At 69.3% G+C, this 25,210-nt stretch carries 17 protein-coding genes, 2 pseudogenes and 1 riboswitch; of the genes and pseudogenes, 6 read left to right on the forward strand and 13 right to left on the reverse strand.

The features are described 5' to 3' along the window. Positions 1–11: 11 nt before the first annotated feature. From B0I29_RS18950 to B0I29_RS18980, 7 genes are read right to left on the reverse strand one after another with little or no spacing between them, the layout of a single operon-like run. Complete coding sequence (locus B0I29_RS18950) at positions 12–1,619, reverse strand: carboxylesterase/lipase family protein (protein ID WP_111650350.1); 1,608 nt, start codon at positions 1,617–1,619, stop codon at positions 12–14. 2 nt (positions 1,620–1,621) lie between these two features. Further along, on the reverse strand, positions 1,622–2,776 hold the full coding sequence (locus B0I29_RS18955) for a glycoside hydrolase family 1 protein (protein ID WP_111650351.1): 1,155 nt from the start codon (positions 2,774–2,776) through the stop codon (positions 1,622–1,624). 58 nt (positions 2,777–2,834) lie between these two features. After that, complete coding sequence (locus B0I29_RS18960) at positions 2,835–5,909, reverse strand: alpha-L-rhamnosidase (RefSeq protein ID WP_111650352.1); 3,075 nt, start codon at positions 5,907–5,909, stop codon at positions 2,835–2,837. Beyond that, a complete protein-coding gene (locus B0I29_RS18965; protein WP_111650353.1) occupies positions 5,906–7,156 on the reverse strand; it encodes an ABC transporter substrate-binding protein in 1,251 nt (416 codons plus the stop codon). Before B0I29_RS18965 ends, B0I29_RS18960 begins: the two co-directional genes overlap by 4 nt. 25 nt (positions 7,157–7,181) lie before the next feature. Beyond that, on the reverse strand, positions 7,182–9,713 hold the full coding sequence (locus tag B0I29_RS18970; protein ID WP_111650354.1) for an alpha-L-rhamnosidase: 2,532 nt from the start codon (positions 9,711–9,713) through the stop codon (positions 7,182–7,184). Then, positions 9,710–10,531 carry a carbohydrate ABC transporter permease gene (locus tag B0I29_RS18975; protein WP_111650355.1) on the reverse strand — a complete coding sequence of 274 codons (822 nt, stop codon included), beginning with the start codon at positions 10,529–10,531 and terminating at the stop codon, positions 9,710–9,712. The genes B0I29_RS18970 and B0I29_RS18975 overlap by 4 nt, the downstream gene beginning before the upstream one ends. Beyond that, positions 10,528–11,457, reverse strand: a complete 930-nt coding sequence (locus B0I29_RS18980) for a carbohydrate ABC transporter permease (protein WP_111650356.1) — start codon at positions 11,455–11,457, stop codon at positions 10,528–10,530. The genes B0I29_RS18975 and B0I29_RS18980 overlap by 4 nt, the downstream gene beginning before the upstream one ends. A gap of 266 nt (positions 11,458–11,723) precedes the next feature. Between B0I29_RS18980 and B0I29_RS18985 the strand changes: the two genes are divergently transcribed. After that, positions 11,724–12,752 (forward strand): LacI family DNA-binding transcriptional regulator, encoded by a 1,029-nt coding sequence (locus B0I29_RS18985; RefSeq protein WP_111650357.1) that lies wholly within the window; start codon positions 11,724–11,726, stop codon positions 12,750–12,752. Next, positions 12,749–13,597 (forward strand): alpha/beta hydrolase, encoded by an 849-nt coding sequence (locus B0I29_RS18990; protein WP_111650358.1) that lies wholly within the window; start codon positions 12,749–12,751, stop codon positions 13,595–13,597. The genes B0I29_RS18985 and B0I29_RS18990 overlap by 4 nt, the downstream gene beginning before the upstream one ends. A gap of 18 nt (positions 13,598–13,615) precedes the next feature. Here B0I29_RS18990 and B0I29_RS18995 read toward each other — a convergent pair whose 3' ends face one another. After that, on the reverse strand, positions 13,616–14,326 hold the full coding sequence (locus B0I29_RS18995) for a glycosyltransferase family 2 protein (protein WP_181557866.1): 711 nt from the start codon (positions 14,324–14,326) through the stop codon (positions 13,616–13,618). A gap of 144 nt (positions 14,327–14,470) precedes the next feature. Between B0I29_RS18995 and B0I29_RS19000 the strand changes: the two genes are divergently transcribed. Beyond that, the gene (locus tag B0I29_RS19000) at positions 14,471–14,863 is read left to right on the forward strand and encodes a winged helix-turn-helix transcriptional regulator (RefSeq protein ID WP_111650360.1); all 393 of its coding nucleotides are present in this window, start codon (positions 14,471–14,473) and stop codon (positions 14,861–14,863) included. A 14-nt stretch (positions 14,864–14,877) separates the two neighbouring features. On the opposite strand, the pseudogene B0I29_RS19005 reads toward B0I29_RS19000, so the two are convergent. Together B0I29_RS19005 and B0I29_RS19010 are read right to left on the reverse strand one after the other, a co-directional pair. Further along, a pseudogene (locus B0I29_RS19005) lies at positions 14,878–15,036 on the reverse strand (RidA family protein); the annotation flags it as partial. A gap of 61 nt (positions 15,037–15,097) precedes the next feature. Next, positions 15,098–18,742 carry a S8 family serine peptidase gene (locus B0I29_RS19010; RefSeq protein ID WP_220091349.1) on the reverse strand — a complete coding sequence of 1,215 codons (3,645 nt, stop codon included), beginning with the start codon at positions 18,740–18,742 and terminating at the stop codon, positions 15,098–15,100. A gap of 147 nt (positions 18,743–18,889) precedes the next feature. Here B0I29_RS19010 and B0I29_RS19015 point away from each other — a divergent pair, with 147 nt between their 5' ends. Continuing rightward, entirely contained in the window at positions 18,890–21,181 is a 2,292-nt protein-coding gene (locus B0I29_RS19015; RefSeq protein WP_181557867.1) for an AAA family ATPase, read from the forward strand. Here the strand turns inward: B0I29_RS19015 and B0I29_RS19020 are convergent. Both B0I29_RS19020 and B0I29_RS19025 read right to left on the reverse strand, forming a co-directional pair. Next, positions 21,145–21,891 carry a hypothetical protein gene (locus B0I29_RS19020; protein WP_245972611.1) on the reverse strand — a complete coding sequence of 249 codons (747 nt, stop codon included), beginning with the start codon at positions 21,889–21,891 and terminating at the stop codon, positions 21,145–21,147. The genes B0I29_RS19015 and B0I29_RS19020 overlap by 37 nt on opposite strands. A gap of 81 nt (positions 21,892–21,972) precedes the next feature. Next, entirely contained in the window at positions 21,973–22,488 is a 516-nt protein-coding gene (locus B0I29_RS19025; RefSeq protein WP_220091350.1) for an SMI1/KNR4 family protein, read from the reverse strand. 31 nt (positions 22,489–22,519) lie between these two features. Between B0I29_RS19025 and B0I29_RS19030 the strand changes: the two are divergent. Next, positions 22,520–23,577, forward strand: a pseudogene (locus B0I29_RS19030) (alkaline phosphatase D family protein). 42 nt (positions 23,578–23,619) lie between these two features. On the opposite strand, the gene B0I29_RS19035 reads toward B0I29_RS19030, so the two are convergent. Continuing rightward, on the reverse strand, positions 23,620–24,492 hold the full coding sequence (locus B0I29_RS19035) for an MBL fold metallo-hydrolase (RefSeq protein WP_111650362.1): 873 nt from the start codon (positions 24,490–24,492) through the stop codon (positions 23,620–23,622). An 11-nt stretch (positions 24,493–24,503) separates the two neighbouring features. Beyond that, positions 24,504–24,570, reverse strand: a riboswitch (guanidine-III (ykkC-III) riboswitch). 71 nt (positions 24,571–24,641) lie between these two features. On the opposite strand from B0I29_RS19035, the gene B0I29_RS19040 reads away from it, so the two are divergent. Beyond that, a complete protein-coding gene (locus tag B0I29_RS19040) occupies positions 24,642–25,202 on the forward strand; it encodes a DUF1345 domain-containing protein (RefSeq protein ID WP_146616815.1) in 561 nt (186 codons plus the stop codon). Positions 25,203–25,210: the final 8 nt, after the last annotated feature.

The following is a 25,210-nucleotide window of genomic DNA, read 5'->3' on the forward strand; positions in this document are numbered from 1 at the left end:
GCGGACACGTCCTACGGGCGCTGGTCCTCCCAGTAGCGGCGTTCGATCCTGTCCGGGTCGTTGACGATGGTGCAGTCGGCGTCGATCCACATCGTGGCGCGGGTCTTCGGTGTGTAGGCGGGCCATCGCGGGACGCCGGGCGCGGCGGGGTGGCCGGTGCGGGCGAAGCCGGCCCACAGCGCGCTCATGTGCCGGGCGGTGGCTCGCCGTCCCGGCAATGCGTCGCCGCTCAGGGTGGCGAACTTGAGCGGGATGTCGGAGGCGTGTGGTGAGCCGAGCGGGAAGCGGGTGCCGGGTACGAGTGTCGGGTCGGGATAGGCGAGCTGGTACATGTACGCCGGCGCACGGTGCTGAGCGTGCTTCGCTTCGGCGATCTTGATGGCGTCCCGCCAGATCGGCGAGGTGGTGATGGCGAAGTAGAGCTGCGCCGGAGTCGCACCGGGGCGTGACCGGCGGAACGTGTCGATGATGCGGTCGAGTTCCGCACCCTGGTAGGTGCCGCTCAGCCGGCTGCGCAGCCCGGCGTCGTCGATGCTGAAGATGTCGGGCGGGCCGAACAGGCTGAAGAACACCGTCTCGTCGCGGGTGGTGCCGACCATCAGCGGTTTGCCGGCCGAGAACGGAGCGGCGCCGCCGGCGAACGGGTGCCGCGGAATGATCGTGCCGTCGACGAAGGCGCCGAAGCCGGGCAGCGGGTCCGGGTCACCCCAGGGCGCGACCCCGTTCGCGGCTTCTGACTGCTGGATCTCCAGCAGCCGGGCGGCCGGGATGTCGTGCAGCGTACGCACGTCACGCCGGGTCAGCCCGAGCAGGTGCAGGGTGCGCTCGGCACGGGCGGTGGCACCGTCCCGGGTCGGGAACCGCAGCGGCGCGGCGCTCTCGATCGACGCCTTGTGGAACAGCCGCGAAGCAGCCGGCATGGTGTACACGGCCGCGGTCTTGGCGCCGCCGCCGCTCTCGCCCCAGACCATGACGTTGTCCGGGTCTCCGCCGAAGTGCTCGATGTTCTCCGCCGTCCAGCGCAGCGCCGCGAGGATGTCGAGCATCCCCTGGTTGGCGGCGTAGTCGCCGAACGATCCGAGGTGGAGGTAGCCGAGCAGGCCGAGCCGGTGGTGGGACTCGACGACCACCACGTCGTGGCGACGAGCCAGGTAGGAGCCGTCCTGCCCGGTCGCGGACCCCGAGCCGATCATGTAGCCGCCGCCGTGGTTGTAGAACATCACCGGCCGGCGTTTGCGGTCGGCGGCCGGGGTCCAGACGTTGAGGTACAGGCAGTCCTCGGACGGCGCCGGCATCCGGCCGTTGCCGCCGGGTCCCATCTCGCCGCCGGCCGCCTGATAGGCGGGGTTGGGAAAGTCGACGGTGTCCCGCACGCCGCGCCAACCGCGAGGCGGCTTCGGCGCCTGGAAACGGAGCTTGCCGAGCGGCGGCGTGGCATAGGGGACGCCGAGAAACTTCACGATGCCGTCCTCGCGACGGCCACGCACCCGGCCATAACGGGTCACGGCCTCGTCTCGGGCGTGCCCATGACCCGCCTGAGCCGGCACCCCGGCCAACGACGAGGCGGCCACCGCCAGCGAACCGCCGATCAGCACTCTGCGAGTAACGGGACTGTCCATGATCAATCCTCCTGGATGATGTCGGCGAAGGCGTACGCGCTCGGTTTGGGCCGGCGGGTGAAGTCGTCGTCAACGGCGATCAGCCCGAACTTCGGCCGATAGCCCTCGCTCCACTCGAAGTTGTCGAACGCCGACAAGTGCAGATAGCCGCGCACGTCGGCACCTTCGGCGATCGCCTGCCGCACCGCCGCGACGTGCGAGCGCAGGTACGCGACCCGTTCGGTGTCGTCGGTGGTGGCGATGCCGTTCTCGGTGACAAATAGCGGCAGGCCAACGCGAGCGGCGCGGTGCAGCATCTCGCGCAGCCCGTCCGGGTGCACGGCCCAGCCCATCTGCGTGACCGGCACGTCCTGCGGTGGTGGTGCGAAGAAGAACGGCGACGAGGCGTCCACCCACTGTTTGCGGTAGTACTGCACGCCGAGCCAGTCGCCGCCGTCGACGCCGGTCAGGCCGTCGAGGTAGCGGTCGACGATCTCGTGCCGCATCACGTCCACAAACGAGCCGGAGCCGGCCAGCAGCGGCAGTTGCACGGCCAGGCCGATCCGCAGACCGCCGGCGGCACGGATCGCCGGGACGGCCGCGAGGTGGGCGTCGAGCAGGACACCACCGACCCGCCGCCACAGGGCAGGGTTGGTGACGCCGGGCGGGTGGTAGCCCTCGAGATAACCGTGCAGGGCGATCATCTGTGGTTCGTTGATGGTGCAGATGTACGGCATCAGGTCGCCGAACTCGGCCGTCACCCGAGCGCAGTAACGAGCAAAGAGAGAAACAGCGTCGGGCGCGAGCCACCCGCCCCGGGAGGCGAGCCAGCGCGGCAGGGTGAAGTGGTGCAGCGTGACGAAGGCGGTCATGCCGGTCTCGGCCAGGGCGGTGAGCACCCGCCGGTAGTGGTCGGCGGCGGCGCGGCTGAACTGGCCGGGCGCGGGTTCGATCCGGGACCACTCCAGCGACAGTCGATGCGCGGTGTGGCCCAGCGATGCCAGGAGCGCGAAGTCATCGGCGTACCGATGGAAGTGATCGATGCCGTCGCCGGACGACCACCTCGCGGCAGAGGCGGGATTTTGCTCGAAGTCCCACCAGTCGTTGTTGGTGTTGCCGCCTTCGACCTGGTGGGCGGAGGTGGCGCTGCCCCAGAGGAAGCCGTCGGGGAAGGTCACGCCGGTCCTTTCGAGAGCGGCCCGGCCGCCACCGGAGAGCGGCGGCCGGGCCGGGGAATCACCAGTGATAGGTGCCGGACGGCACCTGGTAGACGGCATAGCCACCGTCGAGGCGCAGGAACGTCGCCCGGCGCGGGGTGCGGGCCACCCGGCCGCCCAGGGTGGGCACCCAGACCTGAGCGGTGGTGTTCGGCGGGATGGTGGCGGTCAGTTTCAGCCGGTTGCCGTCCCGCTTCCATTCCGAGCGGGCGGTGCCCTGCGGCGTGACATAGGAACCGCGGACGAACGTCAGGTCGCCGACCACCTTGGGTTGGATGACCAGTTCGCGGTAGGCGACCGTGCCCTCGGCCGCCCGGATGCCGGCCAGGCCCGCGTGGAACCACTCCTCGATCTGGGCGAGGATCATGTGGTTCTTGGAGTCGCCGCGGTTCCACCGCTCCCCCATGGTGGTCATGCCGCCCGGGTTCGCGACGGTGGACTCCATGAAGTAGCCGTAACTGGGCTGTTCATCCTCCTGGATGAGGTCCCAGAGCACGTCGTCACGGCCACCGGCAGACAGCGCCCGCACGGTCGGCGCCATGCCGATGGTGCCGCCGCTGAAGTGCGGACCGTCGCCGTTCGGGTGGAACGCGTAGATCATCGCGATCAAACCGTCGAGGACTACCTGCCGCTCGGCGTCCGGCACCAGACCGGCGTCGAGCGCGAGCGCCTGGGCCGTCTGGGAGACAGCACCGTTGTCCGCGTAGAGCCGGCGAGCCGGATCCCAGAACGTGTTGTGGAAAGCTGCGGCGATTTCGGCTGACAGTTCCGAGTATTTCCGGGCGTCCGCCGATCGACCAAGATCAGAAGCCAGCGCCGCCAACGAAGAGATCATCGTGTAGTAACCCCAGGTCCCGGTGATCCGCCCGGAAACCGGCTCGGCCGACACCCAGTCGGCGAGGGCCGCGTCGACGATGTGACCGGCCGCCTTCTGCCGGGCGATGTAGTCGGCGAACGCCACCATCTGCGGGTAGTACCGCTCAGCGGTGGAGACGTCGCCGTAGAGCTGCCGGAGGAACCCCGGCACCAGGATGATCGCGTTACCCCAGTTGATCTCGTCGCCGAACCGCCCGGTGTAACCCCAGTCGTAGACCGGCGTCTTGAGCGCCACGTTGCCGGCCATCGGCGTGTCCGCGATTGATTGCCCCTCGACCAGATGGTGCTCGTGGGTGCGCAGATAAGCGGACAGGTCGAAGTTCCGGTGGATCGAGCCCATCGGCATCGTGTAGTCGGCCGGGTAGGACAGCTTCTCCCGCCCGGGACAGTCGGTGAACACCGACTGGATGTTGCCGGCGAACGAGTACCAGGCCATCTCGTGGATCCGGTTGACTCGCGCGTTCGACGTGGTCACCGCGCCGGCGACCGGCGTGTCGGCCTGCACCCGAAGCCCCGTGACCAGGTCCGGCGCAGGCACAAAGGACGACGGCAGCCCGCTGACCTGCACCCACTGCATGCCGAAGTAGTTGAAGTCCGGCCGCCAGGTCTCGCCACCGCGCAGCCCGGCCGTCGTATAGGTGTTGAACAGGTCAACACCCCGGCTTCCACCACCGCCCTTGAGCGATGCCTGATCGACAGTGCCGTCGGCCGCGAGGGATTCGGCCGGCGAGATCCGGATCGTGGTGCCGGCCGGCAGGCCCGTCACCCGCAGCTGCGGCAGGCCGACGATGTTCTGCCCGAAATCGAACACCCACGTGCCCGGCACCGGATTGGTGACCGCCACCGGCTTGAACGTTTCAGCGACGGTGATGGGCGGCGCAGTGCGGCCGACCAGCCGAGTGGCCAGGTTCGGCGGCGGCGCGATCCCGGCCGCGATCCATCCCATCGCGGTGCCGTCACGCCGCTTCGCGGCTGCCGACAGGTCGGATTTGGGCTGGTCCCAGCCGGGCTGCTCACGGCGCGCGTCATGATCGCTGCCGGAATACCAGGCATCGGTGATCAGTGGGCCCAGCGCCGCGCGCCACTCACGGTCCGAGACGATCACCGTCTCTTTCCCACCCGCGTACGCGATTTCGAGCCGCGCGATGAACCGAGGAGTGACCGCTGCTCCGGCGCTGGCGTCGCTGGCGGCGATGTTGTTGCCGGACCCGGTGACCGTGACGCCGGCCGCATGCGGCTTCGACAGCCCCGGCGTGACGGTGATGCTGTCGGCGCCGATCGCGGTGATGACCCGCGACTCCAGGTTGTCGCCGCCGTCGCCGGTGTCGACGTTGAGGGTGCCGCCGACGTGATAGCCGGTGACGCTGCTCAGCGTGACGGTGGTGGCCCCGGCTTCGACCGCGCCGGACAGGGTGCCGGTGCCCTTGAGCTGGCTCTGCCACCACGCGTACGGCGCGGTACGCCCGACCGCCGGGTTGGTGACGCTGCGCCGGACGTAGGCAGGACCGTTGCCGAGCCGCACACCGACGGTGTTGGAACCCTGCTTCACTGAGGAGGTGATGTCGTAGACCCGGTACTCGCTGGAGAGCTGGTAGTTGGAGTACCCCGGCGCCAGAACCTCATCGGTCAGGGATCGGCCGTTGACGGTGGCCAGGTGCAGGCCGACGCCGGAGAGGTAGAGCCGGGCCCGGATGACCTTGCGGTGCGGGTCGGTCCTGAACTGCCGGGCGAAGATCGGCATCGGCTGGGTCTCGGTGCGGCCGGGGTATTCGATCCAGCGCGCACCACCCCAGTCGCTCTGCTCCAGCAGGCCGTTCTCCCAGGTGGACGGCCGGCTCCAGTCGGTGGCGTGCCGGTTGGCGTCCCAGGCGCGGACCTGCCAGGTCACCCGCTGCCGGGAGGTAAGCGCCTTGCCGCCGTACCGGACGCCGGACTGGACGGCCGAGGTCACCCTGCCGGAGTCCCAGAGAAGCCGGCTGCCGTCGTGGACCCGGATCTGGTAGGCGGTCTGCCGGTCCGCGGCGGCCGATGTCGTCTCGGCGAATCGCCAGCTCAGCACCGGGTTCGGGGCGTCGAGGCCGAGCGGCTGGTCACCGCGTCCGTTGACGCGAAGTCCGACGACACGCAGGCCGGGTGCGTGGGCGGAGGCGGGGCTCGCGGTCAACAGGGTTGCGGAGGGGACGGCAAGGGACAGTCCCAGTGCTGTGCGGCGCTTCATGCTCCGGCCTTGTAGTCGGTGTCCATGTCCGCCAGGACGTCGGCGGCGGTGGCCTGGTTGCTGAAGACCTCCTGCAGGCCGCTGAGCATGGTCTGCTGCACCTTGGCGTTGGGCCAGAGCTGGTCCATGAACGGCACGGTCTTGTTGCCCTCGACGAACGAGGTCAGCTCGGCCAGACCCGGGTCGACGGTGGTGCCGGCGCCGGACAGGGTCGGCAGGCTGCCCTGCGCCTCGTTGAACGTCTTCATGCCTTCCGGCGACATCACGAAGTTGACGAACTTCAGCGCGAGATCGGGGTTCTTGGCCTTGGCGTTGACGCCGTACCCGGCGCCGGCGGCCGCGGGCATGATGAACTGCGCCGCGTCGTCGGTGGCCGGCAGCGCCTTCATGCTGAACGTCCCGGCCGGGTTCTTGCCCTTGAGCAGCCCGATGATCCAGTTGCCCTGGATGATGCCGAGCGTCTTGCCGGTGGCGGCAAGCGTCTGGCTGGCCTCGTAACTGGTGCCGAGCGGGTCCTTCTGGAAGCAGCCGGCACCCGACATTTCTTCATATTTTGCCATCGCAACCGTCCACGGCGAACCGGCGAAGGTGGCCTGCCCGGCCGCCATCTTGGTGTCGAAGTCCTTGTCGGCGCTGTAGACCGTGGTGGCGACCAGGGCGTACAGGGCGATCTGGGTGACCCAGTTGTCCTGGATGCCGAGCGCGAACGCCGGCGTGCCCTTGCCGGCGGCGGCCTTGCAGAACGCCAGCAGATCGGTCCAGGTGCCCGGCGCCGTGAGTCCGGACTTGGTCAGCGCCTCGTCGTTGTAGACCGCGCCGATGCCGTTGAGCCCGAACAGCGCGTTGTACGTCTTGCCGTCGTACTGGGCGACCTGCTTGAACGCGTCCGGCAGCTGGGCGGCCCACGGCTGGTCGGACAGGTCGCGCAGGTAACCGGGCTTGGCGATCACGTAGGTGGCGCCGGGGTTGCCGTTGCCGGGCCAGACGGTCATCACGTCCGGTGCCGTGCCGGACGACAGCTGGGTGCGGATCTGCTGCTGGTACTGGTCGGCGCCGCTGGTGGACAGGTTCACCGTGACGCCGGGGTTGGCGGCCTTGAACGCGTCGACGACCTTCTCGATCGAACCCTGATCCACCGAGGCGATGGTCAGGGTCTGGTCGTCGCCGCTGCCGGAGCTGGATCCGGTGCCGCTGGAACAGGCGGTGAGGAGGGTGGCGGCCGCGAAAGCGGCAAGGAATCGTTTCATGATCTTCTCCTGCGTTGGAGATGACTCAGACGGGGGTGGTGATGGTGTGGCGGCCGGACGTCAGCCGCCGAGGTTCGGCGTTCGGGAGGTGCACAATCGCGGTGCTTCCCGGCGGCACCGTGGCGGTCACGGTGAGCCGGTCGTCGTCGATGGACCAGCCGCAGGCCACCAGGCCGCGGGCGGTCTCCTGTTCGGCCCGCGCCCACCTCAGCCGGCCGGTCGGGTCCGGGGTGGGTCGCAGCAGCAGCTCGGAATAGGCGATCGAGGCAGGTGTCTGGTCGATGCCGGCGACCCGCCCGTAGAGCCAGTCGCCGACGCTGCCCAGGCTGTAGTGGTTGAAGGAGTTCATCGCAGCGGATTGGAAGCCGTGCTGTTCGGTCCAGCCGTCCCAGCGCTCCCAGATCGTGGTGGCGCCGTGCCGGATCGAGTAGTTCCAGGACGGGTACTCGTCCTGGTGCAGCAGGGCATAGGCGAGGTCGGCGCGGCCGAACTCGGTCAGCACCGGGCACAGCAGGGAGACGCCGACGAAGCCGGTGGTCAGCCGATTGCCGCGACTCTCGATGTCGGCCGCGAGATGCGCGGCCGCAAGCGGCCGGAGATGACCAGGGACAAGATCAAAGGCCAGACCCATGAGGTACGAGGTTTGCGTCGCACCCTTGATGCTGCCGTCGTCGCCGATGAACGCGCCGGCGAAGGCGTCCCGGATCGCCGCGTGCAGCTGCTTCCAGGGCTCGGCCGGCCGGCCGAGGACCTCCGCGGCCGCCGCGACGATCGCGGTGCTGTGCGCGAAGTACGCGGTGGCGAGCACGTCGCGCGGGGTCTCCGCGTCGATCTGCAGCCAGTCGCCATAGGAGTTGCCGGTGCGGTGCTCCCACAGCAGGTTCGGGTTGTGCCGGTGGATGTGCTCGACCCAGGCGGCCATCGCGTCGAAGCTGCGTTCCAGCACGCGCCGGTCGCCGTAGGTGCGCCACAGCAGCCACGGGATGATCACGCCGCCGTCGCCCCAGGCCGGTGCGCCCTCGCGGTCGAACGCGATGATCGGCGCGACGTCGCGGAACGCGCCGTCGGCGTTCTGGCCGCCGACGACGTCGCGCATCCAGCGGGCGAAGAACGCGGACACGTCGGCGTTGCGGGTCGCGGTGGGCGCGAACACCTGGGCGTCGGCGAGCCAGCCGAGGCGCTCGTCGCGCTGCGGGCAGTCGGTCGGTACCGCGACGAAGTTGCCGCGCTGTCCCCACGCGATGTTGGCGTGCAGCTGGTTGACGGTGGCGTCCGAACACTCGAACCGGCCGGTCCACGGGGTGTCGGAATGCAGAACCTGGGCGGTTACGTCATCGCGGGCCGGCAGGTAGCCGTGGACCTCGGCGTACCGGAAGCCGTGGAAGGTGAATCGCGGCTCGAAGACCTCGACCGACCGGCCGGCGCAGATATAGGTGTCGGTGGCAGCGGCCCGGCGCAGATTGTCGAGATAGAGCGTGCCGTCCTCGTTGAGAACTTCGGCGTGGCGCAGGGTGATCCGCTGCCCGGCCACGGCGTTGCGGATGGTGAGGCGGACCCGGCCGACCAGGTTCTGACCGAAGTCGGCGATGCCGCCCTCGACCGTGACGGCCGGGAGTTCGGCGGTGACCCGGATCGGCGCGTCGGGTTCGGCGACCAGCGGTCCGGGGGCGGTGTCCAGGACGATGACCGGGCGCGGGGCGGACAGTTCGCGGCGGCCATCGGTGAACTGGCCCATCATCAGGTCGGCGGAGCGGATCGGGCCGTCGTGCTCGGTCCAGTCACCGTCGGTGGCGATGATCTGCTGGGAGCCGTCGGCGAAGTCGAGGACCAGCTGGGCGAGCAGTCCGGGGGCGTCGCCGTAGTGGCGGGCCGGGCGGCGCGGGTCGAAGCCGACATAGCCGCTCCACCAGCCGTCGGCGACGACCGCTTCGAGACGGTTGCCGCCGTCGCGCAGCAGCGCCGTGACGTCGTAGGTCTGGTACTGGACGCGCTGGTGGTACTCGGTCCAGCCGGGTGCCAGCTCGTGATCACCGATGCGGGTGCCGTTGAGGCTCGCCTCGTAGATCCCGCGGGCGGTGGCGTAAAGCCGGGCCCGGGCCGGCGCGGCCGCCAGGTGGAAGGTGCGGCCCAGGTGGATCGGCGCCTCGGTCACTCCGGGAGTGACCAGGTCGTCGTCGGTGGGCGGGTCGACCGGTGGCAGGGCACGCTGGTCGCGGCCGATCCAGACGGCGGTCCACGCCGACGGGTCGAGGAGCCCGGTTTCGAACCAGGACTCGGCGGCTTCGCGCGTACCCTCGTCGTCCCAGATCTCGACTGACCAGCGATAGCGAGTCGCCGGCCGCAAGGCCGGTCCTTCCCATGGGATCAACAGGGTCTCGGCGGATTCCCGGCGGCCGGTGTCCCAGACCTGGTCGTCACCGTCAAAAGCGGTGATTCGGTACGCGATCTGCGTGGCGCCGTTGCGGTCGGAGCGAAGTTTCCAGGACAGCCGGGGCCGGGTCTCGTCGAGGCCGAGTGGTTCGGTGCGCTGTTCGGTCTGCAAGCCGTAAGGGGTCATCCCTTCAGCCCTCCCGCGAATCCGTTGATGATGCTGCGCTGCAGGGACAGGTAGACGGCGAGGACCGGCACGATGCTGATCAGCAGGGCGGCGAAGATGAGGTTCCAGTCGGAGACGAACTGGCCGACGAAGCCGGCGACCGCGACTGGCATGGTCTGCTGGTCGCTGCCGGACAGGTAGAGCAGTGGGGTGAAGAAGTCGTTCCAGACGCTGACGGTGTTGAGCACCAGCGCGGTGACGGTGATCGGTTTGAGCATCGGCAGCACGACGTAGCGGAACGCGGTCAGCGGGCCGCAGCCGTCGATGGTGGCGGCCTCCTCGAAGTCGCGCGGCAGCGCTCGCAGGAAGCCGACGTAGAGGAACGTGGTGAACGGGACCTGCAGGCCGGCGTAGAACAGCACCAGCGACCAGATCGAACCGAGAAGTCCGAGGTCGCGGATGGTCTGATAGAGCGGGAGCGCGGCCAGCTGGAACGGCAGGATCAGCCCGAGCATGATCAGCAGGAAGGTGCCGCGGGACCAGTGCGCGGTGGACCGCGCAAGAGGGTAGGCGGCCAGCGACGACACGATGAGCACGATCAGGACGCTGACCGCGGTGACGATCAGGCTGTTGATCAGGGCACCGCCGAGGCCGCCCTCCTGCCAGGCCTGGCTGAAGTTGGCCAGGGTCGGGCTCCGGGTGAGCGCGATCGGCGAGGAAGTGTCGCTCGGTGATCGGATCGCCAGGTTGACCAGGACGTAGACCGGGAAGGCGAAGACGATCGCCACCGCGACCATCGCCGTTTCCAGCAGGAACGTTCTCGTGGTGTAGCGGTTCATGACGCCGCCTTCTCGTTGCGGTTCAGGACGGCGTACTGGCCGGCGGAGACGACCGCGACGATGGCGGTCAGTACGACGGCGAGAGCGATGCTGTAGCCGAACTCACCGAGGGTGAACGCGTCCTTGTAGATGAGAGTGGAGATGGTGTCGGTGGCGTGCCCGGGACCGCCGCCGGTCAGCGCGTAGACCTGGTCGAACAGCTTGATCCCGCCGATGATCGACAGCATCAGGTTGATCGTGATGGCCGGTGCGAGCAGTGGCCGGACGATCGAGAAGAACCGGCGGACCGGCCCGGAGCCGTCGATGGCGGCTGCTTCGTAGATCTCCCGCGGGATCGACTGCAGGCCGGCCAGGAAGATCACCATCGAGTAGCCGGCGAACTGCCAGACCACGACCAGCACGATCATCCACAGGGCCAGGCCGGGGTCGCCGAGCCAGTTCTTGCCCTCGATGCCGAAGACGCCGAGCAGGCTGTTGACCGCGCCGTCCGGGCCGAGCAGGTTGCGCCACAGGTACGCGGTGACGATCGGCGTGACCACGGCCGGGGCGAACAGCAGGACCCGCAGGACGTTGCGGCTCTTGATCGTGGTGTTGACGCCGAGGGCCAGGAGCAGGCCGATGCCGTTCTGGATCACCGTGATCGCGACCGCGATGAGCAGGGTGTGCCAGATGGCGCCGAGCGCGTCGGGGTCGTCGGCCATCGCGGTGAAGTTGTCCAGGCCGATGACGGCGAAGGCCGGGTCGAGGCCGTCCCAGTCGGTGAAGGCGTAGTAGACCCCGCGGGCACTCGGGACGAGCACCACGAAGGCGAACAGCAGCAGCGCCGGGACGGTGAACCACCACGGCGGTGCGGCAGGTCCCCGCCGCCGGGGCCGGGCGGCCGCCACCGGCCGCTCGGAGCTTCGTTTCTGGAGATCGAGTGTCACGGAGAACCCACCTTGCTGAATCGTTTCATGTTCAGGTGGAACGACCGCGCCCGGCGCGGTGTCGCGGTGATGTGGGTAACGTTTTCCAAATGTTTCGCCGACCTTACGAGCGCGTGCCGAACAGCGTCAAGGGGTTGGTAGGCCGGATTATCGGCTCTTGCTTGGCGCGTGCTGGGCTTGAGAAGATCACCACCGTGGATAACGTTTCACATGACGTGCGACCTGATCAGTACGCTTTGCCCAACCCTCACGCTTTAGGAGACCCGGTGGACAAGCCCGCGCCCCGTCGCGTCACCATCGTCGACGTCGCGCGCCACGCCCAGGTGTCCACCACCGCGGTGTCCAAGGTGCTGCGTAACGCGTACGGCGCGAGCCCGGCCATGCGGACCAAGGTTCAGCAGGCCATCGCCGAGCTCGGTTACCGGCCGTCGGCCGCCGCCCGGGGACTGCGCGGGCAGACGTACACCATCGGCGTGATGCTCCCGGAGCTGCGCAACCTGTTCTTCGCCGACATCCTCGACGGGATCACCGCCCAGCTCGGCGACAGCGATTACCAGGTGCTGCTGGCGCCCGGCTGCAACGGCGAGAAGGCCGAGGCCCGGGTCATCGACGCGATGATCGACCGCAGCATGGACGGCCTCGTGCTGATCGCCCCGGTCTCGGCGAAGAAGCGCCTCAACGAGGTCGCCGGCAACGTGCCGACCGTGGTCGTCGGCCGGCACGGATCCTCCCCGAACCACGACAGCGTCACCGACGACGACATCGCCGGTGCCGCCCTGGTCGTCGACCATCTCGTCAGTCTCGGCCACCGCCGCATCGCGCACATCGAGCACCACGAGACCGACCGGGTCCGCCTCACCGAGATGCCCAACGCGCAGCGCGCCCGCGGATACCGCGACGCGATGATCGCCCACGGCCTCGAAGACGAGATCGACATCGCGTCGACCAGCTACACCCAGCAGGGCGGATACCTCGGCGCCCAACAGCTGCTGGCCCGCCCGGTCCGGCCCACCGCGATCTTCGCCGGCGCCGACGTCGTCGCCCTCGGCGCCCTCGAAGCGATAGCGGAAGCCGGTCTGACCGTGCCCGGCGACATCTCGGTGGCCGGTTACGACAACAGCGCTCTGGCCGCTTTCGGGCCGATCTCACTGACCAGCGTCGATCAGGACGGCCGGCAGATGGGCGCGAACGCCGCCCGGCTGCTGGTCGACCGGATCGGCCAGCGCGACCGGCGCACCGCCCAGATCACACTGTCACCCACCCTGGTCGTTCGGCGTACGACCGCTGCCCGATGAGCCTCACGATCGAGAACCGGCGGATCGACGGACCACACGGCAGCATCCCGGTTCGCGTCTACACCCCTGATCGTCAGGCGGATGCCGAAGCCGGGCTGGTCTGGGCGCACGGCGGCGCCTTCTTCGGCGGCGACCTGGACATGCCCGAGAGCGACGGGGTCGCCCGGCAGTTCGCCGGACGCGGCATCACCGTCGTCACCGTGGACTACCGGCTCGCCCCGGTCCTGGACTGGGCGACCGGCACGGCCGGGGAGTCAGCCGGCCGCGTCCGCTATCCGGTCGCCTCCGAGGAGGTCACCGCCGCGTTCCGGTGGGCGGCCGACGCCTTCCCGGTGGCCCGGGGCTGGGCGATCGGCGGAGCCAGCGCCGGCGGCAATCTCACCGCGGGCGCCACTCTCCGGCTGCGCGACCACGGCGGGCCACTCCCCCGCGCTGTGCTGCTCGTCTACCCGGTCCTGCACGCCGGGCTTCCACCGATGCCCGCCGAACTGGCCGCGAAGGTGGCGACCCTGCCGAACGCCGATCTGATCGGCGCCGAGGCCATCAGCAGGATGAACCTCAACTACGTACGAGAGCCGGCCGCCCTCCAGGAACCGTACGCGTTCCCTGGCGGCCACGACCTCACCGGCCTGCCGCCGACGTTCATCCTCAACTCCGACATCGACCCGCTGCGCGCCTCCGGACAGCGGTACGGCGCCGAACTCGCCGCCGCCGGAGTCGACCTCGTGATGATCCGCGAAAGCGGGACCCGGCACGGCCACCTCAACGAACCGGACAACCCGGCCGCCGTCCGCAGCGTCAGCCGGATGGCGGACTGGCTGCTGTCGCTGCCCGAGAACAGCTGATGTGTGCGGGCGGACCTGTCAGGGTTGGCGCCGGGTCATCAGGGAGGCGAGGGCGAACCGCAGCAACGGCCGGTAGACGCGGATCGAGTCGCTGAGGCCGCCGAAGTTCGAGCCCGCGTTGCCGTTGAGGTACACCGCCGGGATCACCACCTCCTCCATCGGCTGGCCGGTGCGAGCGGCGTCCAGCAGTACGTTCATCTCGTACTCGAAGCGCTCGCCCTCGACGGCGCCGAGGCGGCCGAGCAGCGCCGCGGGGTAGACCCGCAGGCCGGTCTGGGTGTCCGAGACAGCGCGGCCGGTCGCGTTGCGGAACAGGACCTGGGTCACGGTGTTGCCGAACCGGCTGCGTAACGGCATCGGGTCGAACCGGCGGACCCCGAGGATGATCAGGTCGCGGCCGGATCGCTCGCTCACCCGGCGGATGTCGTCGGCGCTGTGCTGGCCGTCGGCGTCGGCGGTGACGACATCCATGCCACTGAAGGTCGTTTCGGCGTACCGAAGGCCGGTTTTGATCGCGACGCCCTTGCCCTTGTTGACCGGGTGCCGCAGCACTTCGCAGCCCAGCGCGCGCACCGCCGCCAGGGCCGGCTCGAAGGCGGGGCCGCTGCCGTCGTCGACGATCACGATCCGGCAGGCGCCGTCGGCGAGCAGATCGGCGACGAGTTCGCGCAGGTGAGGGCCGGGGCGGTGGACCGGCAACAGCACGACGACCTCGGGGTACGCGCTCACAGTGTTCTCCTGACGTGGCCGGCGGCGGTCCCCTGTGTACCCCGGCGGGCGGTGACTCACCCGCGTCCGGCGTCGGCCGAACGGGTGACGCGACACCCCGGGTTACTCTCTGATGGTTACTCGGGAACTGAAGGAGAGTAAGGAATGGGAACGCGGCAGGAGATCAGCGCACTCCCTCCGGAGGCCGACCTGGCCCGGGCGGACTCCCTCGCGCGGGAGATCTTCTCGGACGTCGCCAACAAGTGGGCTTTCCTGATCATCGAGTTCCTGGGGCAGCGCACCATGCGCTTCAGCGAACTGCGCAACGAGATCGGCGGCATCAGCCACAAGATGCTCACTCAGAACCTGCGGATGCTGGAACGCAACGGGCTGGTGGAACGCACCGTCTACCCGACGATTCCGCCGCGCGTCGAGTACACGCTCACCGAGGCCGGCGACGGTCTGCGGGCGGTGGTCGACGGCATGTGCGGCTGGACCCAGCGTTACCTGGGCCACATCGAGAAGTCCCGCAGCAGCTTCCGTGCCTCCGCCGGCTAAATACGCCCGGCTGATCAGTCGAGGACGGCGACCGCCTCCACCTCGACCAGGTGCTCCGGCACGTCCAGCGCCACGATGCCGAACAGTGATGCCGGCGCGGCCGGGGTGACGCCGAGCTTCGCCGCCGCGCGGGCGATCCCGTCCAGCAGCAGCGGCATCCGCTCGGGTTGCCAGTGACCAGGTAACCAAAAGGTGACCGGGCCGCGACGAGAGTCGCCGCGGCCCGGCCGATGATCACTTCAGGCCGAAGGCCCGGGTGATCGTCTGCTCCACCTTGTTGCCGTAGGCATCCTTGGCGCTCGTCCGCAGTGTGACGTGCTGTGCGCTCCTCGGTGCCCGCAGCTCCGCGGTCCAGCCGCTCCTCCCCTGGGTCAGCCGACGGCTGACCCAGGTCACACCGTCGTCGAAGGACACATCCACTGTGACCGTCCTGATCGACTTGCTGCTCGGTGCGCCGGCCAGGTGCGACGGGATCACGGTGATCCCCGCCGACCGGGAAGCCTTGTGCGCCAGATCCGTGTCCACCACGTAGTCGAGCTGGATCAGCGGCAACCGTTTCGTCGTGGCGTCCGACACGAAGTCCCAGGCCGTCCGCGTCTTGATCGAGTACGGGAAGACCGCCGGGTCGCCCTCGGTCGTCGTGAGCAGCCGGTACGGCAGCCGCTTGGGGCTCAACCCGCTGTTCGAGTCGATCCAGCCCCACCCGTTCTGCTCCAGCACCGTCTTACCCTGCGACAGCGTCACGACCTGCCCCGACGAACCCTCCGGCACGGCATCCCCGGCATGGTCAGCTCCGGAGTCACCCCACCCGGGCACCTCGGCCACGATCCGGTCGCCGTCCCGGTAGGGCAGCGTGCCCGCATCGTTGATCCGTGGACGCTGAATCGCGGCCAGCCACTTCTCACTGGTCCGGCTGCCCGCCGTGAACGTCCGGCTGCCGCCGCGCTGGAACGACCGCAGATCGTTCATCTCCGCCGACCACCGGATGTCGCTGCCGGGCGTCACCCAGTCGGTACGGAACCGATCCACCTTGATCGTCGACAGCGAGCCCACCTTCACCGGCATGTCCGGGTTGTAGTCATACCGGCGCTCGGACAACTCCCGATCCGTCGTGCTCTGGAAGTCGACGTCGACCCGGGCCAGGTCACGCTCCGACGGACGGTAGACGACCGATTTCGGCACCCCGGCCGGCCAGTACCGCACCAGGTCGTACAGATAGTCGGTGGTCGGATCGGACGTGACCCGCAGATCCACCCGGCCCGCGCCGAGCTGGGTGATCAGCCGTTCGCCGCTGTCCTTGGTCAGCGACACCACGGCGAGTTTCGTCCGGCTGGTCGCGTCGTACCAACGCCCGGTTTCGTTCGTGACGATCAGCAGCAGTGCGGCGCCGGCCTGCTCAGCGGCTTCGACCTGCTCGTCGAGGTCGTCCTGGCGTACCAAAGCGATCTTGTCTTTGACTCCTGCGGCCTTGAGCTCCGCGGCGGTGCCGGTACCGGCGAAGACCGCCTGAGTCTGTTTCGTCCCCTCGGCCGGCACTGTCGATCCGGGCAGCACGATCAGGTCGTCATAGAGGATGCCGCCGTTGTTGATCGAGAGCGCCGGTTCGATCTTGCGCCAGCGGGCGGTCACCGACATCTTGCCGTCGCGGGCCTTCTGACCGGGAGTGATCCAGATGCTGTCGTAGTAGCGGTTCACCAGATAGGCGTCGGTGACCGAGGCCGTGCCCAGCTCGCGGTGGTAGTCGAGGCGGATCTCGGCGTTCGCGGTGAGCTTCGGAGTGATCGCCTGGATCTCGCGGGTCGAGGCGGCTTTCAACTCCACCGTCGTGTCCTTCTCGACGATCACGGTGGGCACGTTGACCAGCGCGACACCGCGCGAGTTCGGACCGTGACTGCCCTCGACGTCGCCCCACATCCACACCGAATACCGGCCCTGCGGCACGAGCACGTCGATGGCGTGGCCGTCGTCGGTGCGGAAGAAGTAGTAGGCGCCGGCCGGGTCGCCGTCGCGCAGCAACATGATCTCGCCGGGCATCGCCTCGCCGTTGCGCCCGGACGGCTTGAGCACCAGGTGCCGCGGCTGGTCCTCGGTGCTCAGCCCGACGACCGTGTCGGCCAGCCGGATGCCATCGGTGCTGGTCGCGACCACATTGCCGGTGTAGCGGCCCTTCTCCTGCGTCCGGCTCAGATCCGCCGCGACCGTCACCGTCGCCGTGCCGCCGGCCGGAACCGAAACCCGAGGAGCAGAGATCAAAATCAGACCATCGGGTACGCCCGGAGCAGCCAGCTCCAGATCAAGAGTGACGTCGGCAGCGCCGGTGTTGGTGTAGGTGATCTGCTTCTCGGTCGTGCCGGTGGGCTCGTCCTCCAGCGGGTGGATGCCGAGGTACGCGGTGCCGGTCGCGAAGACCGTGGCCGTGCTGGTAGCGGCGATGTCGACACGGCCACTGCCGCCCTCATAGGGGCCGTAGTCGGGTGTCTGCTTCGCCGTGCTGACCAGCGCGTCCTTGAGCTGCGCGCCGGTCCAGCCGGGGTGCTGTGCGGCGAGCAGCACGGCGGCGCCGGCCACGTGCGGGGTGGCCATCGAGGTGCCGCTCATCGTCCGATAGAGGCCTTCGCCCTCGGTGGAATACTGCGACCGGGCGGCGAGGATGTCGACGCCGGGCGCGGTGATCTCGGGCTTGAGAGCGCCGTCGACCAGTCGCGGTCCGCGGCTGGAGAACTCGGCGATGTGGTCGGCGGCGTCCACCGCTCCGACGGTCAGGGCAGCGTCGGCGGCGCCGGGCGTACCCACTGTCGTCTCGGTCGGGCCGCTGTTGCCGGCCGCGACGACGAACAGGGCGCCGGTCTCGGCGCTCAGCGCGTTGACGGCCGCGCTCATCGGGTCGGTGCCGTCGGTGGGGCTGCCGCCGAGGCTCATGCTGACGACCTTCGCCTTGCGGTCCCGGGCGGCCCACTCCATGCCGGCGATGATCCAGGAGTCCTGGCCGGAGCCGCCGTTGTCGAGGACCTTGCCGATCTCCAGGTCGGCGCCGGGTGCGACACCGCGTTCGGCGCCGCCGGATCCGGCTCCGGTGCCGGCGATCGTGGAGGCGACGTGCGTACCGTGGCCGTGGCCGTCGGTGACGTCCTCGCCGGGCACGAAGCTGGCGCTCGATTCGATCTGGCCGGCAAAGTCCGGGTGTCCGGCGTCGATGCCGGTGTCCAGGACGGCGACGTCGATGCCGGCGCCGGTGTTGCCGCCGGCCCAGACGGCGGGGGCGCCGATCTGGGCGACGCTGTCGGTGAGGGCGGCGTGCACCTTGCCGTCCAGCCACACCTTGGTGATGCCGTGCTCAAAAGCGGCCGGGGTTTCCCCGGTCAATGACGACCAGAAGTCCTCGGAACGGTCGCGGTCCGTGGTGACCACGCGGCCGTGGATGCTGGGCAGTGCGCGTACCTCGGTGCTGGCGTCCGGCAGCGCGGCGGCGCGGCGGCCGGCGGCGGCGTTCTGGTACCCGAGGATGACCGGCAGCCGATCGGTCGCGGTGTCGCTGTATCCCTCGCGCAGCAGGTAGGTGACGTTGAACAGCCGCTTGTCCAGGCTGCCGGCACTGACGTAGGGCTTGGCACTGTCGGGATAGACGTACGTGTCCGGGCCCACGGTGGTGATGTGCGCGCCGACCTGCTCGCCGTCCGGGCCCTGCACCGTGACGACACCGGGCCGGACGGTCACGACGTCACCGGTGATCAGGGTGATCGTGGTGCCTGTTGCTGGGCTCTTCTGAGTGATCGCGGTGGCGGCTGTTTGTGCGGTGGCGGGCGCCGGCGGGGTCACTGCCAGCGCGGTCACGGCCGCGACGATGAGCGGCGCGGACCTGCCGATGAAGGAGCGTGTCACGTAATACCTCGACTCGATCAGAGACCTGAAGTGGTGGTGACGCTACAAGCGAGTTGATCGATATCGCGGTCGTCGATCGATGTCGTTCACGGCATGGAAACCGAACGCGCGGTTGCCCGTAATCGGCCGCGCCGATCGTCGTTTCCGGTGTCTCCGCTGACTGCTTTCTTCGCCCTGCCCGCGCCCGGGCCGTTCGTCGGGCGCACCCGGCTGCTCGCCACCCTGCGTACCGAACTGGCCCGGCCCTCGGCGATGGTCCTGCTCAGCGGTGAGGCCGGCGTCGGCAAGAGCCGCCTGGCGGCCGAGTCGCTTCAGGACAGTGGGCTGCCGGTGGTGGTCGCGCACTGCGACGATCTGCGCGAGCCGCAGCCGCTCGGGCCGCTGATCGACGGGCTCCGGGTCGCGTACGCCACCGGGACCCTGCCGCCGTTGCGGACGACGGATCCGGAGGCGGGTGTACTGGCACGGCTGCTGCCGCCACTCGCTGACCAGCTTCCCAGTCCCCTGGCGGCGTTGCCTGATCCGGATGCTGAACGCGCGCGGCTGCTGCGGGCGGCGGCGGCTCTGCTGGCGGCGTTGACGCCGATGGCGCTTGCCGTGGAAGACCTGCAGATGGCCGACCCGGCGACGTTGCAGTTGCTCGACCATCTGGGTGCTTATCCCGTACCCGGGCTGAAGGTGGTGATCACGGTGCGTGAGGCCGAGTTGCCGGCCGGGTGGCAACCAGGTCCCGCGATCCGGCGGCTGCGGGTGCCGCCGCTGACCCGTGCGGAGGTCGGCCGGCTCGCGTCCGCGCTGCTGAAGGGTTCTGGCACCGGCCCGTTCGCCGTCTATTTCTACGAACGCACCGCCGGTATTCCGTTCCTCGTCGAAGAGGTCGTGCGGTCATTGACCGACGGTGACGTGGACACCATCCGTGAGCGTCCCGATGCCCTCGCCGACGTCGCCGTCCCGGCCCTGCTGCGCGACGTGCTGGTCACCCGGCTGCAGCACTTCGACGAGGCCGCCCGCGAGATCCTCGGCGCGGCCGCGGTGCTGGGTCAGGCCGCGGACCCGCGGCAGCTCGCCGCGATCACCCAGACCAGCGACGGTACGGTGACCGCGGCGTTGAACCAGGCCCGGACAGCCGGGCTGCTGCACCAGCGCGACGGGCGGCTGTGGTTCCGGCACACCCTCGCCCGCCAGGTCGTCCACGAGTTGCTGCCGCCGGTCACCCGCCGGCTGCTGCACCTGCGCGCGGCCCGGCTCCTGGAGGAACAGCAACCCCGTCCGTACGCCCGCCTCGCCCATCATTTCCGCGAGGCCGGCAGCCCCGCCGACCACGTCCGCAACGCCGAAGCCGCCGCTGATCTGGCCGCCGCCCGTGGTGACGACGCCACCGCCGCACGGTTCCTGCTCGACGCCGTCGGGCACACCGGCCTGCCCCGGCCGGTGCGCGTGCGGCTGGCCGCCAAACTCGGCCGCTCCGCCATCGAAAGCGTCGCCCAGGCCTCGGCCATCCCGGTGATGCGCGACCTGGTCGCCGACCGAGGGCTGCCGCCGGGCGCCCGGGGCGAACTGGGCCTGGCGCTGGGCCGGATGCTGCGTCAGCAGGGCGAGGCCCGCGCCGGATACGAGGAGATCGAACGGGCGGTGCCGTACCTGCGCCACCACGGCCGGCGAGCCCGCGCCCTCGCGGTGCTGTCCGCTCCGGACACCGTGATCGGCCGACACCTGAGTGAGCATCAGGCCCGCTGCGAGGAGGCCGCCCTGGCCGCCGAGAAGTCGGGCGAGCCGTCGGCGGTCCTGGCGGTCGAGATCGCCCGGCTGTCGCTGCTGCTGGAAAGCGGCGACCCGGCTGCCGTCCCGGCGATCACCGCGACGGCGGCGAGCCTCGCCGGGCATCCGCGTGAGCGTGCCCGCGCGTGTCTGAACTGGGCGCAGGGCGCGCTGCACGTCGGCGACATCGCCCTGGCCGCGACGATGCTGGCGACCGGCCGTCAGCTGGTCGACGACACGGACTATGAGCGGCTGCGCCCGGTGGTGGAGCTGACCACGTTCGGGCTGGATCTGGCGGTCGACCGGCGTGCCGGGCTGGAGGAGCGGCTGCTGCGGTTCCTCGCCAGGCCGTACCGGTTGCCGCTGGCCATGGCGGACGCCCGGCTGTATCTGGCCCGGCTGCGGTACCGGCAGGGCGACGTGGACGTCGCCGAGCAGGGCCTGCGCGAGGTGATCGCCGAGACCGAGCGGACCGGGGCGGCGTGGCCGCTGATTCCGGCGCGGACGGCGCTGGCGGAGTTGCTGCTCTCCAGCGGTTTCCAGGCCGCCGGACTGGCGGAGGCCGCGGCGGCGCTGGCCCTGGTGGAGGGCAAGGGGTTACCGGCGTGGGGCCGCGACGCCAGCCGGCTGACTGTCCCGCCGCGTCAGACGCAGTCCCAGAAGAACCGGCCCTCCCGGTGATCCTGACTCAGGAACGCGTAACCGGTGCCGCCGCCGAAGTTGAGCGCGAACGCGTCCTCACCCACACCCTCCGCGCCATCCAGCTGGAAGAAGAACCGCCACGAATCATCAATCGCAGGAGGCGTCCACGGCTGCCAGAACAAGGGTTCGCCACCCACGTAGCTGCGGCATTCCACGTCGGGCAGATCGTCGTCCTCCTCCATCACCCTGCCCTGCAGCGCCGCGTCACGGGAGACGAGCTGCCGCTCGAACGCCGCAGCCGCAGTCCCGTCCGGCGTCTTCAGGTCGAGTTGCAACTCCACGGGCTCCCGCGCGAACCAATCCACGCCTCGCCGCCACAACGCCGGGCCGGTACGCCGAGGCTCGCCGTCCACAAACGATGGCACGCGCCCATCCGGCTGCACCAGGAGCGCGTTCTCGCCACCCTCCAGGTCGAAGGTTCCGTCCTCGTCGCTGACGAACAGATACGCCAACCCCACACCCGGTCCCGGCAACGGGAACTGCCCGATGAACGTCATCAGCTCACCGGACCCCCGCGACACCGGCCAGAACGGCTCACCCAACCAGAACGGCTGCCCACCGAGCTTCGCGACCGGTCCGTCGATCGGCGTGCCACTGGGCCGCCACGACATCTCCAGGCGGGGCGTCAGCCACCTCTCGAACGGCCCAGCCGCCGAGGTCAACGCTTCGGACCGCTCCCACCCCGCCATTTGGCCAACCTCTCGCAGCGACGATTTCGCGCCGCTAAGGTACGGGATCTGGCTAAGTGCCGCGCAGTGAGGCCGCCGAGGTTATTCTGGGAAGCCCTCGGAGGGTGTCAGGCGCTCAATGAACCTGCGGAAGTCGGGTGCAAGCAGCAGTTCATGGTCCATCTCGTTGTCGATCCAGACGACCGGCGGATCTCCGGCAGGGCCGCAGTCCCGGTAATCGAGGGCAACCCAGTAATGCCCTTCCCCGCCAAGTAACACAATTGGCGAGGGAAGATCCCATTCCTGCACCAGATATGGGGTGTCGAGCAGCGTCGTCGTCTTGGCCTGCCCGGCCGGTCCGATCCCGCAGAGGTGCTCGAAGGGAACGTGATCATCCGCGTAGAAGTTCGCTTCGGCCGGACATGCGTCCCACGCCTCGGCGACGACACCACCGTTCTGAATCCGGAGTAAGCGGATGAGATCGAGTGGCAAGGTGACCCCGAGCTGAGCCTCTGCGTCGGCGACCAGGTCATCCGTCAGGGGAGGCAGCCGAAGATACTCACTATCCGGATGCCAGAAGCTGTTCACGACCCGATCGAACGACGCCATGCCGATCATGGTGCCATCCGCGGCTACGGCGGCATCTTGGATGCGCCCGCGTGCCGCGTACGCGTCCGCGCCGGCCGACCTGTTCCCCGTCGGTGTGGCCAGCGGTGACCCGTTGCCGGATGCCGTGATCCTCTGGACCCGCCTCATCAAGGACGGTGGCCTTCCACGCCGCCCGGCGTTGCAGGCGGCCCACGCGGCGTTCCCGTGGATCGTGACCTGGGATGACCACGAGACCGAGAACAACTACGCCACACTGATCGACGAGACCGATGACACCGGCGCCAAGCGCCAGACGCCGGCTGACTTCGCGAAGCAGCGGGCGGCCGCGTACCAGGCGTACTACGAGCACATGCCGATCCGCGCCGACCTGCGTCCTGGCAGCGCTGACCTGCGCATCTTCCGTCGCTTCGACTATGGGCGGCTGGTGCGCTTCAACGTGCTCGACACCCGGCAGTACCGTACCGACCAGCCCGGCGGTTTCTCCGGCGACTTCGGCCTGTTCGAGGCCGGGCTCGCCAACACGGCCGGCACGCTGACCGGCGAGGACCAGGAGCGCTGGCTACTCAAGGGCCTCGACCGCAGCCCCGCCCGGTGGAACGTCATCGCCCAGCAGGTGATGATGAGCCGCACCAGGTTCCCCAATCCGACCGGCGCCGGGCCCACCACCCTGGCCAACCTCGACCAATGGGACGGGTACGCCCGCAGCGCACCCGGCTGCTGCAGCACCTGCACGACGCGAAGATCGCTAACCCGGTGGTGCTCGCCGGCGACATCCACTCCAGCTGGTTCAGCGAGCTGAAACTCGACTTCGACCGGCCGGAGCAGGCCTCGGTGGCGGTCGAGTTCACGGCCACCTCGGTGAGCTCCGACTTCCCCGCCGCCTACGACGCGCCGATCAAGGCGCTCAACCCCATCCTCAACCCGCACGTACGGTATTTCGACGGTTCCCGCCGCGGATACCTGCGCTGCACGGTCGACCGCCATGAGTGGCGCACCGATGCACGCACGGTCGAGACGATCGCCGTGCGGAGGGCTCCGGTCAGCACCACCGCCTCGTACACCGTCGAGTCCGGCACGTCCACACTGGTCAAGAGCTGACGTGCCCGACCCGCTGGGGCTGTCTGCCTGCCGGCGCAGGCGTCAGGCCCCGTCGCGGCAGAGGATGAAGTCGTCGAAGACATGCCGGCCGGTCCGGTCACCCACCTCCGCGACGGCCGCCTGGATGTCCCGCAGATGACCGGCGGTCATCTGCAACGGCGTCTCGTCAGGCTGGAAGGAGGTCCGGACCGGATAGTCCACACCCGGCTCATCGGTCATCTCGATGTGGCAGCCCAGCACGTGGGTCACCGGCCGCGTCTCGCAGAACTCGACGAGCGTGTCGATCGTCTGCCGGAACGCCGTCCAGTCATCGATGTACAGCCGGCCCCGATAGACGGTGTCGCCGGTGAACAGCAGTCCGGTGAACGGGTCGTGGAAGGTGATCGCCGACTCGTGATGACCCGGCGTCGCCAAACAGTCGAGCACCCGACCGCCGAGATCAAGACGCACCACCTGGTTCGATCCGGTCAGACCCAGGTACGCCCACGCACTGGCGCGGTCGGCGCCCACCACAACGGTACGGGGACGGCCGGCGAACTGGGCGTCGGCAGCGACGTGGTCCCGATGGGCGTGAGTGTGCAGAACCACCAGCTCGTAACCTTCGCGGGGATGTGCTTCGAGCCAGCGCCGCACGAGGTCGTCAACGGTGCGCCGCAACGGAAAATGCTCCGCGGACGCGGTGGCACCGGTGTCGAGCAGGACCACCCGATCATTGCCGAACAACAGGAACATGAACGGCGCCTCGTAGTCGACCGCTTTGTTCTGCCGCAAGATGACGGTGTGCTCGTTGTAGGCGTGCACCTGAATGTCGGGATCGGTGTTGTGTTTCGCCGAACTCGACCCATGGATCCATCGCACGTCCAGCGTGCCGGCGCCCGGCGTCGCGGAGTTGAAGTCGATACGCGTGTCAGTCATGGCGCCTCCCGGATGCGTCGTCTTTGCAGGCCGGGTACGGCGCACATCTCGTCCGGGGAAGCGTCACCACGCCGCCACGAGGCAACGTATCAGAGCCGGCGCCGGCAGTAATTGACCGGTGGTAGCCGCACTCCGTCATGATCGGCGTTGTGCGGGCGATGTTTCTCCCCGGCCTTCTGATACGCCCGGAGGGGATCCGTGGTTCGCCGTCGCGCACAGATTTCGCGCTGACCGTGATCCTGGCCCTGGTCACGCTGTTCTGCGTCGGTTTCGCCGTCGTGATGGCCGGTGACGGCTCCGCAACGGGCTGGATCCTGGCGCTCGTCGCCGCCGTGTTCACCGTTGTCGTCGGCTGGTTCCTCATCGTCTTGCTGCGCCTCGCGCCCGGCACGCTCGTGCTGACACCGTCCGGTATCTATCACCGTTCTTTGGTCCTCGAACACTTTGTTCCCTGGGACACGGTCGTTGACGTCGAGGCCACCGACGCACCGCAGCCGTGGATCACCGTCAAGGCGCTGCCCAGCGATGGCACTCGCGAACGCCGCCACACCGGTCGGCTGCACGCCTTCGAAGGCCAGGCGCTGCCGTTCCTGGTCGCCCGAACCTCATGGCTGGGCACGAACGCGGTACCGGCGTACCAAGCGATCCGGTATTACTTCGACCATCCCGACCAGAGGTTCCAACTCCACCGACCACCCGGCCGACCGTGACCCAGTGA

It is taken from the genome of Actinoplanes lutulentus (assembly GCF_003259845.1).
Taxonomy (GTDB): domain Bacteria; phylum Actinomycetota; class Actinomycetes; order Mycobacteriales; family Micromonosporaceae; genus Actinoplanes; species Actinoplanes lutulentus.